Genomic DNA, 15,486 nt, shown 5'->3' with positions numbered 1-15,486 from the left:
TCTCAATATGCGTTTCAGAATTATGTTATTAATTGTGTATTGCAACATTTTTATTACAAGCTGAATGTATGAAATAGAAGATGTAGATACGATATGGATGCGTCATGCTATTGCATTAGCTGCCCATGCTGAAATTATTGGAGAAATATCAGTAGGAGCTGTTCTAATTCAAAATGGTAAACTTATAAGTTACGGTTGGAATTCTTCTATTATATGTCATGATCCAAGTGCTCATGCAGAAATTGTAGCATTACGTATAGGGGGAAAAATTTTGGGCAATTATCGATTATTAGGTACTACTCTTTATGTTACTCTAGAACCATGTATGATGTGCATTGGCGCAATAATTCATGCTCGTGTTTACCGATTAGTTTGTGGCGCTAAAAACAGTAAAACTGGACAAAGATCATGGCTAAAAAATACACTCCGTCATCCAATGAATAATCATCATGTATCTTTAACAACTGGGGTATTAGAAAAAGAATGCGCTTATCAATTGAATAAATTTTTTAAACGTCAACGTCAAACCTGATATCATCAGAAAATATCAATAAAATTGATAATGTAAACCAATCTTATATTTATTTAAATTACAAATAAAAACCCATGAGAAAATATTGTGACAAAAAGATGTAGACCACTACTTACTTAATAAGTAAGTGTTAATTCCATTAAAATGAATATAATATAGCCTATTTAAATTTTAATATTTTATTAATCATTAATAATGATTGTTATTAAAATTAACTATTGCTTCATTTCAATTAAAATAGACTGATGTATTTTTACACATACAATGTATTTTTTTTATTTAGAAAAGATAAGAGGTTATATATGTCCATATGTACGAATTATGATATTGAATTGTGGAAAATAATACAACAAGAAACTATTAGACAAGAGGAACATATTGAATTAATAGCATCTGAAAACTATGTTAGCCCTCAAGTTATGAAAGCGCAAGGCTCTCAACTTACTAATAAATACGCTGAAGGCTATCCAGGTAAACGTTATTATGGTGGATGCGAATATGTCGACATGATTGAAGAATTAGGTATTAATCGTGCAAAAAAATTATTTTCTGCAGACTATGCAAATATACAACCACATTCTGGATCGCAAGCTAATTTTTCTGTTTATAATGCTTTATTACACCCTGGCGATACAATTTTAAGTATGCATCTAAACCATGGAGGACATTTAACGCATGGTTCACAGGTAAACTTTTCAGGAAAATTATATAACGCTGTGTTTTATGGGGTTGACGAAAATGGTTGTATTAATTATGAAAAAATACATCATTTAGCTGTAAAGTATCGACCGAAAATGATCGTAGGGGGGTTTTCTGCGTATTCTGGTATTATAAATTGGTCTAAAATGCGCCAGATTGCAGATGCTGTTCAAGCGTATCTATTTATTGACATGGCTCATATCGCAGGATTAGTTGCGGCGGGTGTATATCCAAATCCACTACCATACGCACATGTAGTGACCGCTACTACTCATAAAACATTAGCGGGACCCAGAGGTGGTTTAATTCTAGCTAGCGGAGGTAATGATGCATTGTATAAGAAATTAGATGCTTCAGTTTTCCCTGGTTCTCAAGGAGGTCCTTTGATGCATGTTATCGCAGCTAAAGCAATTGCTTTAAAAGAAGCAATGGATCCATCTTTTAAGGTGTATCAACAAAAAATTGTTCAAAATGCTAGGATAATGGTTAAGGAATTTGCATTACGCGAATTTAAGATTATCTCTGGAATGACTCATAATCATCTTTTTTTATTAGATTTAAGAAATAAAAATATCACTGGGAAAGATGCCAGTACAGCTTTAGAACGAGCTAATATCATTGTTAATAAAAATAGCATACCAAATGATTTTAGAAGTCCTTTTATTACCTCTGGTATACGTATTGGTACGCCAGCAATAACTAGACGTAATTTTAATGAAAACGATGTACGAAAACTATCTCATTGGATCTGTGACATATTAAATCATATCGATAACAATGAAATTATTTTTTCTATAAAAACCAAAGTTTTACGTATATGCTCTCGGTATCCCATATATAATAAAAGTTATTAAAATAATATCATCGTATAAATTATATCTAGAATATAAAAATACAAGTTGTTTTTTTAAAATGCAGAAATTTATTAATATGTTATTGAGGTAGATATTCAAATAATTTGTATAATTGATAAAATAGTCCGGATTATTTTCACATTACCCGCGATTATATTTCCGGACAGTAAATAATTGTCGGTTCCGGTAAAATCTATAATTAAACCTCCCGATTCACGAATTATTAAAAAACCACTAGCCAATTTGTTGGTATAGTTAATTTTTTTAAAAAAAATAGAAACACACCCATCTACACGCCCAACTGCAACATAGGCTAAATCTAAAATAGTTGATCCAGTATAACGAAAATATGCGCATTTATTACTAAACTTACTTAGTAGATTAATAGTCATATGTTGCTGTTCATAAGAACAAGATATAGCAATAATAGCCCTATGTAAATTTTTAGCAGTACCTACACGAATCCGATAACCATTAAGATGAGCTCCTTTCCCACGGCAAGCACTAAATAACTCATTATGTATAGGATCATATATTACTCCTATTTCGATATGTCCTTTAATAAATACAGAAATAGATAAAGCAAAAAAAGGAAACTGCTTAATAAAATTAACATCATTATCTATAGCTCCAATTATCCATAAAACACTTTCTTTGCAATTCACATCATTAATATCACGGACATTCCATGTATTAATAACAGTATGTAGCGGATAAAATTTTCGAATAATTGCCGTAATAATGTAATATGATTCTTTATTGATTTTAGAAATAAGATTATTTATATGATTTGACTGTACACTATTTTTATCAAACAATTCATATTGTTTAACGACAAAGTTCCCCGCCCTTCTTATAGCTTGAATAGCAATGTTAAGCATCGGATGCATAAAGCATTCATCCAGTAATTCTCATTAAATGAATAATAGAACATATCAAAACCTGCCACATATTATAAAACTATATTTTTTTAAATAACACAGATATTGTATTATATCTCAACTCATCACGTAATACATGTGCTCTTAACATACATAATCACCAAAAATACCTTAAAGATTCTGTTATAAATAAAACATTTATTTTCATTACAAATATATGGCGGATATACGGATCGATTCATAGATTTATTATTTCTATGAAAATAATAAATTGAATTACAATGAAAGATCGAATTTTTTAAAAAATTAATTAAAACAAAGCGTTTTATATGGGAATGTTGATAAACAGTTATACACACTATAACAATCCACCATTATTTAATATATTTGTTAAAAACAAAACTGCATTATTTTCACTAAAAATATTTTTTTATAAATAGTTAATTTTTATTACTACAAATAATACCAATACTTACAATCATTTGTTATGGTCAAATTTTTATTACAACATTACATACAAAAAGTATTGTACATAATTAAAATAACGCCGTACTATCGATCTAATATACATTGCTTACAGCATATATCATAAACATGATATATCGTTAACATATATTTATATAACCTCAATTAAACGCTTATAGAGATAAAAATATAAAATAGGTTTCAATATTTTATATAGTAACAAATAATAATATCATATAAGATGAATGTTTTGACGTAAAATATAAATCAAGACTAAGAATAAATATGTTTTAGAGCATTCAATTTAATATATTATAAATAGCACTGGTTTTATAATTTTTATATTTTATACATCAAAATAAGTTTTTTATTTTTGGAGTATGTTAGATGAAGTTACCAATATATTTTGACTATGCTGCTACTACTCCTGTAGATCCCAGAGTGGTAGAAAAAATGATACAATATTTTACCCTAGACGGCATATTTGGTAACCCGTCTTCTCGTTCTCATTATTATGGCTGGAAAGCAGAGGAAGCGGTAGATATAGCTCGTAAACAAATTGCTCAGTTGATAGGTGCTGAATCACGTGAAATTATTTTTACTTCAGGAGCTACTGAATCAGTAAATTTAGCTATTAAAGGAATAGCCCAATCTTATCGCAAAAAAGGAAAGCATATTATTACCAGTATGACGGAACACAAATCAGTTTTAGATACTTGTCAATATCTTGAGAAAAAAGGGTTTGAAATTACCCGTATAACTCCACAACCCAATGGTTTAATCACTTTCGAACAAATTAGTAACGCATTACGCGATGATACAATTTTATTATCTATTATGCATGTAAATAATGAAATTGGTGTAATTCAAGACATCAAAAAATTTGGTAAATTATGTCGTCTGCATGACATAATATTTCATGTAGACGCAACCCAAAGCGTTGGTAAATTACATATTGATCTATCTGATTTACCGGTGGATTTAATGTCTTTCAACGGCCATAAACTATATGGCCCGAAAGGTATAGGTGGTTTGTACATACGACAACATAGACACCCAAAACTCCATATTACTGCTCAAATGCATGGAGGAGGACATGAATACGGTATGCGTTCTGGTACATTACCAGTCCATCAAATCGTTGGTATGGCCGAAGCGTATCGTTTGGCTAGAGAAACAATGACGACAGAAATGATTTATTTAAAAAAAATGAGAGATCGTCTATGGCAAGGATTACAACAAATTGAAGGAGTATTAATTAATGGCGATTTAGAGTATAGTATAGGCACATTGTTGAATATTAGTTTTAGTAATATTGACGGTGAAACACTAATTATAGCATTAAAAGATTTTGCATTATCTTCTGGATCTGCTTGTACCTCTGGTACTTTGAATCCATCACATGTATTGCAGGCTTTAGGAAGAAATAATGAACTCGCATATAATTCAATCAGATTTTCTCTAGGACGTTTCACAACTGAAGAAGAAATAGAGTATGCTATCCATCATATAGCTGCTACTGTTATGAAATTAAATGCTATGATATATTTATTATAATTTATTATGAAAAATAAATTAATTTATTTTTCATATATGAAGTTTATGACGATAATCAGTATATCTATAAAAAAATCTAAGAAATTTTATTAATTTCATTCGAAAGATAAATAAAAAATAATTATTAAAAATAATATTTTTCTTATAGATTAGATTTCATCTCTTATTTTTTAATATTTTTACTATTAAGTTTTCCACATAATTAATTTCTATGTAACCATTTTTATTATGTATTTGTTTTAATATTAAAAAATTTAAGATATTGCATTGATGTTATTTGTAAACGGTAAAGATTTTATTACTAATCAATACTCGGATCATGTAATTAAGATCGATAAAAATATTTTATTTCATAATGCAATACAAATATAGATATTTCTACTTGTCTTTTTTGTGTTTATTCTGAGTTCAATTTGTAGTTTTTAAATCATTATAGGTTTTAAAAATATTAAATAACATAAACAACATTATCTATAATAATTATTGTTTTTATATTTATTTCCTATACAATAATATTAATAAATACTAATAGGAGTTTTTATGGTTTGTAAAGAAAATACGCTGTCAATCATAAAACCAGATGCCGTTGCTAAAAACATAATTGGATCTATAATTAGTAGATTTGAGGCTGCTGGTCTTATTATTGTGGGAGCTAAAATATTACAATTAACATATATACAAGCTTCCGAGTTTTATTTTGAACATCAAAAAAAATATTTTTTTGATAGTTTAATAGATTTTATGATTTCTGGCCCAGTATTTGTACAAATACTGAAAGGTAATAATTCGATACAACGTAATAGAGAAATTATGGGAGCTACTGATCCAGCAAATGCGTTAGCAGGTACCATTAGATCTGATTATGGTTATAATTATACTAAAAATGCTATCCATGGATCGGATTCTAAAAAATCTGCTATACGTGAAATTTCCTATTTCTTTGATACATAAAAAACATACAAATACATTATCTTTTATCAATAAAAGTAATCATTTTAGCTGCACAAAAAATAGTTTTGATTAATGAGTTAATTTATCAAAAAATATTAATGTACAAGTATGGATCAATTTAAGTTGAAAAGAATGGCGGTAATGTAGTTAATTTCTATTGAGCTCATGCTCATACAGCATTACTATTGATCAAATTTCGTAAAATAGATCTTGAGAAATATATTTTTATGTATGCAAAAAAAGTTAATTTACTTAACATGAACAAAGAAGAATTACTAATTTTTTTTGATAAATTAGGTGAAAAACCTTTCCGTTCTCATCAAGTCATGAGATGGATATATCATGACTATTGTGACGATTTTAATTGCATGACAAATTTAAGCAAGTCTCTAAAAATCAAATTGAAGCAAATAGCAGAAATCCGTGCGCCAATAATTATAAAAGAACAACTCTCTTCAGATGGAACAATTAAATGGGCTATGAAAATTGATGAACAACAAATTGAAACAGTTTATATTCCTGAAAATAAGAGAACCACTTTGTGCGTTTCATCACAAATTGGATGCCCTTTAGGATGTAGTTTTTGTGGAACAGCGCAACAGGGATTTAACAGAAATCTTAATGTATCGGAGATAATTGGTCAAGTTTGGAGAGCAGCGCAATTTATTAATCTCAATAAAAAAATAAAAATAAAAAATAGATTTCCTATTACCAATATAGTGTTTATGGGTATGGGAGAACCATTATTAAATATTGTTAACGTTGTATCGGCGATCAGAATTATATTAGATGACCTTGGTTTTAAATTATCAAAACGACATGTTACGCTATCAACTGCTGGAATCGTACCAGGTATAGAAAAATTAAAAGATATGATCGACGTACCATTAGCTATATCTCTACATGCTCCAAATGATATCATTAGAAATAAGATTATGCCAATTAATAAAAAGTACAATATTAATAGCGTATTAGAAGCAGCGCGTAGGTATTCGATAGATACTAAATCTACTCACGGTAGAGTAACAATAGAGTATGTATTGTTAAGAAACATTAATGACGATGTCCTGCACGCCCATCAATTAGCAAAACAACTTCAAGGTATTCCGTGTAAAATTAACTTGATCCCATGGAACCCAATTCCAAATATACGATATGCATGCAGCTCACAGATTCGTATGCATGCATTTCTTAAAGTTTTATTGAAATATAATATAATAACCATCATACGCAAAATAAGAGGAGCGGATATTAATGCTGCCTGTGGACAATTAACAGGAGAAGTAATTAACCGTATAAAATTACAATATAACTCATTATAAAATAATATCATTGTATTTAATATTGTTATAAAATTAATAAGACAGAATTTTTAAAAAAGGATCATAAATGTAATATAACAATTACGCATATTTGCTATGTATCATAAAATTATAGGAATTATGATTCCTATTATAAATATAATTAAATCTCTTAATTAAGATACTCAATAAATTCAAACAAATATATTTATTGTTTAAAAACATAAAAATATGGGAGATTATATGAATAATATTACGAACATTGTTCGTCGAAAATCTACACGTATTTATATTGGCAATGTTCCTATTGGAGATGGCGCTCCTATTGCGGTACAATCCATGGTAAATACTCGTACTACAAATATTTTAGAAACAGTTACTCAAATTAACGCCCTAAAAAAAGCAGGGGTAGATATTGTCCGAATATCGATACCTACTATGGATGCAGCTGAAGCTTTCAAAATAATTAAACGACAAGTAATTAATATTCCATTAGTAGCAGATATTCATTTTGATTATCGTATTGCATTAAAAGTAGCTGAGTATGGAGCAGATTGCTTACGTATCAATCCCGGTAACATCGGGAACAATAAACGTATTCGATCTGTAGTGCATTGTGCTCAAGACAAAAATATATCTATTCGTATCGGTGTAAATTCTGGATCTCTTGAGCGTGATTTACAAAAAAAGTATGACGGAAATCCAACAGAACATGTATTATTAGAATCAGCAATGAGACACGTAGATATTTTAGATAAATTAAACTTTCATCAATTTAAAGTCAGCGTTAAATCTTCTGATGTGCTAATAACAATACAAGCCTACCGCGCATTAGCATCAAAAATAGATCAACCATTACATATAGGCCTTACTGAAGCCGGAGCTTTACGCAATGGAACAGTAAAATCTGCAATAGCTGTAGGTTTCTTATTAAACGAAGGAATCGGGGATACAATACGTATATCATTAGCTACAGACCCTATAGAAGAAGTTAAGGTGGCATTTGATATTTTAAGAGCTTTGAGAATTCGCGCTCATGGTATTAATTTTATAGCTTGTCCTGGATGTGCGCGACAAGAATTTAACGTAATTAACGTAGTTAATGCGTTAGAAGAAAAGGTAAGTGATATTACAACACCTATGGATGTATCTATTATTGGATGTGTAGTTAACGGACCAGGAGAAGCGTTAAAATCAACCATTGGTGTTGCCGGTGCACGTAACAAAAGTGGTATATATGAAGATGGTATACGACAGCAAAAACGCTGCGATAACATATCAATAGTTGAAGAATTAGAACGTCGTATTCGAGCTAAATCTAAATTATTAAATTAAAATAACCCACAACACTACCCCATCACATATAATAAATAATTGAAGATTACAAATGCTTAAATATGATAAAAATATCCAGTCTATCCGCGGTATGCATGATTATTTGCCAAAAGATACGATTATATGGCAATACATAGAAAATATACTTATAACTATATTAAACAGTTACGGATATAAGGAAATTAGATTTCCTATTATTGAAGACACAAATTTATTCAAACGTTCAATCGGAGAAGTGACAGATGTAATAGAAAAAGAGATGTATAATTTTACTGATCGTAACGGTAATAATTTAACGTTACGTCCAGAAGGAACATCTGGATGCGTTCGAGCAGGTATTAAGCATGGGCTGTTTTATCACCAAGAACAACGTCTATGGTATCTTGGTCCGATGTTTCGCTATGAACGTCCTCAAAAAGGACGTTATAGACAATTTCATCAATTTAGTGCTGAAGCTTTTGGTCAAATAGGACCCGACATAGATGCTGAGTTAATTTTAATTACCGCTCGTTGTTGGGAAAAATTAGGAATTAATCATCATTTATCGTTAGAATTAAATTCAATTGGCTCTTTATCATCTAGAACAAGTTATCGTAAAAAATTAATAACTTTTTTAGAAAAAAATTTAAGCAATTTGGACAACAACGCTCTACGTCGTTTATACTCTAATCCATTGCGCATCTTAGATACCAAAAATACTAAAACTAAAGAATTACTACTTAATGCGCCTATATTAAGTGATCATTTAGATGATGATTCACGTGTTCATTTTTCCGAATTATGTCAATTATTAAACCTCTTAGGAGTGTCGTACAGGGTTAATCCGTACCTGGTACGCGGTTTAGATTATTATAACAAAACAGTTTTTGAATGGGTTACTGATAGTTTAGGAGTAAAAAAAACTATTTGTGCTGGTGGTCGTTATGATGAATTAGTCCAAGAATTAGGAGGGCATTCAGTACCTGCGATAGGATTTTCCATAGGATTAGAACGTGTAATATTATTAATGCAAGAAATTAATAATATTACCATTTTAAATAAAAATATATATATTGATGTATATTTAATTAGTATAGGAGATAGTTCTCGAAAACATGCAATGTTATTGTCTGAAAATATTCGTTCAACACTACCATCTCTTCGATTAATGGTACATCATGGAGGAGGTAACATAAAAAAACAATTTTATTGTGCTAATAAACATAAACCACAAATCATATTAATCATGGACGAAAAGAATGTTCTTGAAAAAACAATTATTCTAAAAAATTTACAATCAAAAACTCAAGAAATATTAAAACATGATGCAGTTTCCGAAAGATTAAAAAATATACTACATATTACATGCAATTCTACTGATAATACGTGATCATAAAAATGATATTAATTTTTTCTATAAAATAGAATATCATTAATACTCAGCACATCTCAGTAGGTTTGAAGAATGTACATAAAATTAAAATTATGAAGATATAGATCAAAACTATTTGAACACTAATCTATTTATACATATGGACAAAAATTAAAATTTAATCTTTCGGCAATTAATGAGAGCTGTTGTTGGCATTTGTAGTGATCATATTATACTTTAACCATTAAAAATAATTACTTAAAACAGAAATAGCTTTATTGTGTTATTTCAGACTGATATTATGTGTATTTATACAATTGCTTATTTATGGATAATTAAATAATGCTACCTATCATCACGCTAATTGGGCAAAAAAATGTAGGTAAATCTACTTTATTCAATAAATTAACACATACACATGATGCTTTAATATCTAATTATCCAGGATTAACACGAGATCGACAATATGGTTATTTTCAATGCAAACAATTTAAATCTATTCTTATTGATACTGGGGGTATTGATAAATTTTGTAGTACAAACACAGAAAATATTCAAAGTTATGTAACCTATCAAACAACTCTCGCCATGCAAGAAGCTGACATTCTATTATTTGTTATGGATAGACAATCCGTAGGAACATCTATAAATTACGATATTTTTAATTTTTTGAAAAAAATAAAAAAAAACATATTTATTGTCGTTAATAAAATTGATAATATCCCACATCATATACATACCCTGACGTGGGATTATTGTTCTTTTGGTACAAAAAATATTATCTTTATTTCAGCGATTCATGGGCATGGAATTGATAATTTGTTAGAAAATATATCTTCATTAATTTCAAAAAATATATTTTTTTACAAAAATAAAATACCTGAAAGTAATGTAAATAACACTATTTATCAAAACCACATCATTAATCCATCATGTAATAAAGTAGATTCTGCTATCACGGTAGCAGTTGTAGGACGTCCCAATTCCGGTAAATCTACTTTTGTCAATCATATTTTAGAAGAAACCCGTATGATTACTTGTAGTACACCAGGAACTACTCGGAATTGCATTCATATGCCTATAATATATGACAAAAAAAAATACATATTGATTGATACGGCAGGCATACAAAAAAGCAAAAGAATAGATAATGTAGCGGAGCAAATTTCTATTCTAAAAACATTTCAAATCATTAAGACTGCGCACATTCTCCTATTCATAGGAGATGCAAATCTGGGGATATCTGATCAAGATTTACATTTGTTACAATTTATCCTAAATAATGGTAAAGCATTAATAATCGTTATTAACAAATGGGATTTGATATCCCCAGATTTGCGCAATACAACTAAAAAAAAATTATACGAAAAAATAAATTTTATTAGTTTTACTCAAATACATTTTATTTCAGCATTGTACGGAAAGGGAATTAAAACATTATTTCAAACAATCAAATCAACGAACTTATGTTCTCGTTATACAAAAACCATCAATACAGCATATTTAATTCGAATATTGCACGCTGCAATCGATAAATACCCCCCGCCATTTTTACACGGTAAAAGAATTAAACCCAAATATATCCATGTCGGAAAACATGAACCATTAACTCTGATTATCCATGGCACTCACGTCAGCAAATTACCTGATGATTATAAACGATATCTAAAAAAATATTTTTATCGTATGTTAAACATCACAGGTGTTTTATTGCACATGCAATTTAAAGACAATATTAATCCATTTATTAATAAATAAAAATATGTCACATCAACGGACACAGATGCAATGAAAATAACTAACATTTACATAGAATTGAAAACGACCAATGAATAACGTTGAGAGCTTTAACGATCTATTGCTTCTATATAATTTAATTTCAAAGCATTACAAGTATATTGTCTAATCTTATTTACTAATATAAGATCACCGTTTAAATTTTTAGTATATGATGGGATCATATCTATAATTTTATTTTTCCACAAATCACTATTAATTTTATTATTAAACATTGTATCCAAAAGTTGTAAGACTATTGAAACTACAGTAGATGCTCCCGGAGATGCACCAAGAAGCGCCGATAAAGTACCATCACTAGATTTAACCACTTCTGTTCCAAATTGTAAAATACCTCTCTTGTTGCTATTTCTTTTAATAATTTGAACGCGTTGTCCTGCTGTTACTAAAGTCCAATCTGACGGGTTAACCGTCGGATAGTATTCCCTAAGCTCATCAATACGATTCATGTTTGACATAACTAACTGACCGATTAAATACTTAATTAAATCAAAATTATCTATCCCAGCTTGCAAAATCGGAATAATATTATGCTTATTTAAAGAATGAAATAAATCTAGCCATGATCCATATTTTAAAAATTTACTGCTGAAAGTTGCGAAGGGGCCAAACAACAAAATCTTCTCACCATTCAATATTCTAGTATCTATATGAGGTACTGACATTGGAGGAGCGTTAACAGACGCTTTCCCATACACTTTAGCTAAATGTTGTGCAACTATCTTCGGGTTTTTTGTGACTAAAAACTGACCTCCTACCGGAAATCCGGCGTATCCACAAACTTCTGGAACTCCAGAACTTTGCAAAAGACTAAGAGATCTTCCTCCAGCTCCTATAAAAACATAATTTGTACGAATACATTTTTTGTGGTTACAGCGTCGATCAATTACATGCACATCCCAAGTTGCATCATTATTATTCTGTACAGATCCAACATCATGCTGTAAATACATTTTAAAATTTACATTTTTTTTTAATTCATTCAATAATTGTTGAGTAAGTGCTCCAAAATTAACATCTGTACCCATTTCCATGCGAGTGGCGGCTATTTTCTGCGATACATTACGTCCGTCAATAATAAGAGGAGCCCACTGACGAATTTGCTGTAAATCTTCCGAATATACCATACCACTAAACAAAACACTATTTAGCAATGCTTGAAAGCGTTTTTTTAAAAAACAAACGTTTTCTTCGCCCCATACAAAACTCATATGCGGTACATTATTAATAAAGGAACTCGGATATTTAAGTACTTTTATTTGTACTAAATATGCCCAAAATTGCCGCGATATTTCGAATGCTTCATTAATAGCAATAGCCTTTGAAATATCAACGGAACAATTTTTGTTATTATATTGAGTATAGTTAAGCTCGCAAAATGCTGCATGTCCTGTACCAGCGTTATTCCATACGTTAGAGCTTTCCTGTGCTGGCTGATTAAGACGCTCATATATATGAATTTTCCAAGTTGGCTCAAGAATTGTTAAGAACGTACCAAAAGTTGCGCTCATAATTCCAGCGCCAATCAGCACCACATCTGCTGAAGATGTAATTTTAATCAATCGATGTTCTTGATTTATAACAGCAACATTACTCATATAATTACTCAATTAATAGCATACTTAACGTATTTAGTTACCGTAATAAAGACAAAAAACTGTTAATAACACACAATTTACACACCACACAAAAATCCTTATAATTAGACCACATCTCAATAAAGAAATAAAAATAAATTCCAAAAAAACAATTAAAAAACAGCATTAAATCATATTTTTAACGTTTAATACAAATAACATAATCAAAATAATAATTTTATTTTAATAAAAACTTAACTACTGACGCTTCATACACACAATACACTTACAACTAATACCATATCAATTTACACATAACCTTAACAAAATTCTTTAATGATTAAATTTTATAACTTGCATTCTAAACTTGATTAATTACATAATTCATGATAGAACTAACACCGTTAGGTGTTATAGAACGTATAATTATTAATTTATAGTGTGTTGTTCCTTGATCTTCTAGGGTTAGTCTGCTGGTGTTCGGGATTTGATTTTGAGCTTGGTTGTTTGGTGTCTGTGTTTTTGGTGTGTGTTGTTTAAATTTTTTGGTGTCAGAAGGTATAGTGCTGAAATCGAATTTCCGTCGTAGCAATGTCATTATTGTAGTTTAGGGTATACTGATAATTGTAATGTTGACTGTTGTTAAAGAGGCTTTGACTTTTGATGATGTGTTGATCGTTCCATCTCGTTCGAGGGTGCTTCCTGCGGAGACGGTTTTAAAAAGTTTTTTGACTAATGCTGTTTCTTTGAATATTCCTGTTGTATCATCGGCGATGGATACGGTGACTGAGGCGAGCCTAGCTATTGCTTTAGCGCAAGAAGGCGGGGTGGGTTTTATTCATAAAAATATGTCTTTGGATCAACAGATTAATGAGGTACGTCGAGTTAAACGTTATGAAAGCGGAATAGTAACGAATCCTCAATGTGTTACTCCTGATATGACTTTATTGCAAGTGAAAGAGTTGACCTCTCGCAATGGATTTGCTGGCTATCCAGTTGTAACGGACACAAATGAGTTAGTTGGAATCGTTACGAGTCGTGATGTCAGGTTTGCCAGTGATTTATCAAATTTTGTTTTTTCTGTTATGACTCCTAAAGAACGTTTAATTACAGTGTTAGAAAAGGAAAATAGAGAAGTAGTATTAAGTAAAATGCATGATAAAAGAGTAGAAAAAATTTTGTTGATTGATGCTGCATTTCGTCTTAAAGGTATGATCACTGCAAAGGATTTTGAAAAAGCAGAACGTAAGCCATATGCGTGCAAAGATAATTATGGAAGGTTATGTGTTGGAGCTGCTATTGGAGTAGGAGAAGATTATAAAGAGCGTGTTGAAGGCTTGGTTGATGCTGGTTTAGATGTATTACTTGTTGATTCTTCTCATGGGCACTCAGAGAGAGTATTAAATTGTATTGCAACAGTTCGAAATATGTATCCTGATTTATCAATTATAGGGGGCAATGTTGTTACGAAAGAAGGTGCATTAGAATTGGTCGAATCTGGTGCTAGCGCAGTGAAAGTTGGTATTGGACCTGGTTCTATTTGTACAACTCGTATTGTTACTGGTGTAGGGATTCCGCAAATTACAGCTATTTCTGATGTGGCGGAAGCCTTAAAAAATACGAATGTTCCGGTTATCGCGGATGGTGGTATTCGTTTTTCTGGCGATATTGCTAAAGCGATAGCGGCTGGCGCGCATTGTGTAATGATTGGTTCGTTGCTAGCAGGTGCAGAGGAATCTCCAGGAGATATAGAATTTTATCAGGGTAGATCTTTTAAGACTTATAGAGGTATGGGTTCTTTAGGGGCTATGTCTCAAGGCTCTGCTGATAGATATTTTCAACAACAGGATCCTGTTATTACTTATAAATTGGTTCCGGAAGGGATAGAAGGACGTGTTCCTTACAAAGGAAAATTAGAAACAATTATACATCAATTGATGGGTGGCTTGCGTTCTTGTATGGGCTTGACGGGTTGCGTTACTATTAATGATTTGAGGACACAAGCTAGGTTTGTGCGTGTCAGTTATTCGGGCATGCAGGAAAGTCATGTGCACGATGTGATGATAACAAAGGAATCGCCTAATTATCGTTTACGATGATTAATAGTTAGTTTTAAGTTTATGTGTTGTGTATGACTGTATTATTTTTGCAGTTTGTACGGCGTGATGTAATGAACGTTGTTGATC

The 15,486-nt window shown here is 30.6% G+C and carries 12 protein-coding genes; 9 read left to right on the top strand and 3 right to left on the bottom strand.

What is annotated here, in order from left to right:
* Positions 1-64 precede the first annotated feature (64 nt).
* Positions 65-532, top strand: a complete 468-nt coding sequence (gene tadA, locus M9394_RS01070; RefSeq protein WP_250247241.1) for a tRNA adenosine(34) deaminase TadA — start codon at positions 65-67, stop codon at positions 530-532.
* A 302-nt stretch (positions 533-834) separates the two neighbouring features.
* A complete protein-coding gene (gene glyA, locus M9394_RS01065) occupies positions 835-2,085 on the top strand; it encodes a serine hydroxymethyltransferase (protein WP_250247243.1) in 1,251 nt (416 codons plus the stop codon).
* A gap of 95 nt (positions 2,086-2,180) precedes the next feature.
* Here the strand turns inward: glyA and M9394_RS01060 are convergent, their stop codons facing one another.
* Positions 2,181-2,975 carry an inositol monophosphatase family protein gene (locus tag M9394_RS01060; RefSeq protein WP_250247245.1) on the bottom strand — a complete coding sequence of 265 codons (795 nt, stop codon included), beginning with the start codon at positions 2,973-2,975 and terminating at the stop codon, positions 2,181-2,183.
* Between the two features lie 843 nt (positions 2,976-3,818).
* Here M9394_RS01060 and M9394_RS01055 point away from each other — a divergent pair.
* From M9394_RS01055 to der, 6 genes are all read left to right on the top strand, one after another.
* Positions 3,819-4,988 carry an IscS subfamily cysteine desulfurase gene (locus tag M9394_RS01055; RefSeq protein ID WP_250250162.1) on the top strand — a complete coding sequence of 390 codons (1,170 nt, stop codon included), beginning with the start codon at positions 3,819-3,821 and terminating at the stop codon, positions 4,986-4,988.
* A gap of 540 nt (positions 4,989-5,528) precedes the next feature.
* The gene (gene ndk / locus M9394_RS01050) at positions 5,529-5,939 is read left to right on the top strand and encodes a nucleoside-diphosphate kinase (RefSeq protein ID WP_250247249.1); all 411 of its coding nucleotides are present in this window, start codon (positions 5,529-5,531) and stop codon (positions 5,937-5,939) included.
* A gap of 203 nt (positions 5,940-6,142) precedes the next feature.
* Complete coding sequence (gene rlmN, locus M9394_RS01045) at positions 6,143-7,261, top strand: dual-specificity RNA methyltransferase RlmN (protein WP_250247516.1); 1,119 nt, start codon at positions 6,143-6,145, stop codon at positions 7,259-7,261.
* Between the two features lie 222 nt (positions 7,262-7,483).
* Positions 7,484-8,575 (top strand): flavodoxin-dependent (E)-4-hydroxy-3-methylbut-2-enyl-diphosphate synthase, encoded by a 1,092-nt coding sequence (ispG, locus tag M9394_RS01040; RefSeq protein WP_250250160.1) that lies wholly within the window; start codon positions 7,484-7,486, stop codon positions 8,573-8,575.
* A gap of 52 nt (positions 8,576-8,627) precedes the next feature.
* Positions 8,628-9,944, top strand: a complete 1,317-nt coding sequence (gene hisS / locus M9394_RS01035) for a histidine--tRNA ligase (protein WP_250250158.1) — start codon at positions 8,628-8,630, stop codon at positions 9,942-9,944.
* A gap of 324 nt (positions 9,945-10,268) precedes the next feature.
* Positions 10,269-11,684, top strand: coding sequence for a ribosome biogenesis GTPase Der (gene der, locus M9394_RS01030; RefSeq protein ID WP_250250156.1), 1,416 nt, complete (start codon positions 10,269-10,271; stop codon positions 11,682-11,684).
* Between the two features lie 89 nt (positions 11,685-11,773).
* On the opposite strand, the gene mqo is transcribed toward der, so the two are convergent.
* Together mqo and M9394_RS01020 are read right to left on the bottom strand one after the other, a co-directional pair.
* The gene (gene mqo, locus M9394_RS01025) at positions 11,774-13,321 is read right to left on the bottom strand and encodes a malate dehydrogenase (quinone) (RefSeq protein ID WP_250250154.1); all 1,548 of its coding nucleotides are present in this window, start codon (positions 13,319-13,321) and stop codon (positions 11,774-11,776) included.
* 340 nt (positions 13,322-13,661) lie between these two features.
* Complete coding sequence (locus M9394_RS01020; protein ID WP_250247257.1) at positions 13,662-13,898, bottom strand: hypothetical protein; 237 nt, start codon at positions 13,896-13,898, stop codon at positions 13,662-13,664.
* Positions 13,899-13,929: 31 nt separating this feature from the next.
* Here M9394_RS01020 and guaB point away from each other — a divergent pair, with 31 nt between their 5' ends.
* Positions 13,930-15,399: an IMP dehydrogenase gene (gene guaB, locus M9394_RS01015; RefSeq protein ID WP_250247258.1), complete on the top strand. Its 1,470-nt coding sequence runs from the start codon at positions 13,930-13,932 to the stop codon at positions 15,397-15,399.
* Positions 15,400-15,486 lie beyond the last annotated feature (87 nt).

Source organism: Candidatus Blochmanniella camponoti, from assembly GCF_023585825.1.
Taxonomy (GTDB): Bacteria; Pseudomonadota; Gammaproteobacteria; order Enterobacterales; family Enterobacteriaceae; genus Blochmanniella; species Blochmanniella camponoti.
The sequence above is the reverse complement of the archived record's forward strand: the minus strand, read 5'-3'. Positions and strand labels throughout refer to the sequence as shown.

What these genes read in the sequence shown, in the direction of transcription:
- tadA (WP_250247241.1), top strand. Translation starts at nt 65, where the DNA reads ATGTATGAAATAGAAGATGTAGATACGATATGGATGCGTCATGCTATT.
- glyA (WP_250247243.1), top strand. Translation starts at nt 835, where the DNA reads ATGTCCATATGTACGAATTATGATATTGAATTGTGGAAAATAATACAA.
- M9394_RS01060 (WP_250247245.1), bottom strand. Translation starts at nt 2,975, where the DNA reads ATGCATCCGATGCTTAACATTGCTATTCAAGCTATAAGAAGGGCGGGG.
- M9394_RS01055 (WP_250250162.1), top strand. Translation starts at nt 3,819, where the DNA reads ATGAAGTTACCAATATATTTTGACTATGCTGCTACTACTCCTGTAGAT.
- ndk (WP_250247249.1), top strand. Translation starts at nt 5,529, where the DNA reads ATGGTTTGTAAAGAAAATACGCTGTCAATCATAAAACCAGATGCCGTT.
- ispG (WP_250250160.1), top strand. Translation starts at nt 7,484, where the DNA reads ATGAATAATATTACGAACATTGTTCGTCGAAAATCTACACGTATTTAT.
- hisS (WP_250250158.1), top strand. Translation starts at nt 8,628, where the DNA reads ATGCTTAAATATGATAAAAATATCCAGTCTATCCGCGGTATGCATGAT.
- der (WP_250250156.1), top strand. Translation starts at nt 10,269, where the DNA reads ATGCTACCTATCATCACGCTAATTGGGCAAAAAAATGTAGGTAAATCT.
- mqo (WP_250250154.1), bottom strand. Translation starts at nt 13,321, where the DNA reads ATGAGTAATGTTGCTGTTATAAATCAAGAACATCGATTGATTAAAATT.
- M9394_RS01020 (WP_250247257.1), bottom strand. Translation starts at nt 13,898, where the DNA reads ATGACATTGCTACGACGGAAATTCGATTTCAGCACTATACCTTCTGAC.
- guaB (WP_250247258.1), top strand. Translation starts at nt 13,930, where the DNA reads ATGTTGACTGTTGTTAAAGAGGCTTTGACTTTTGATGATGTGTTGATC.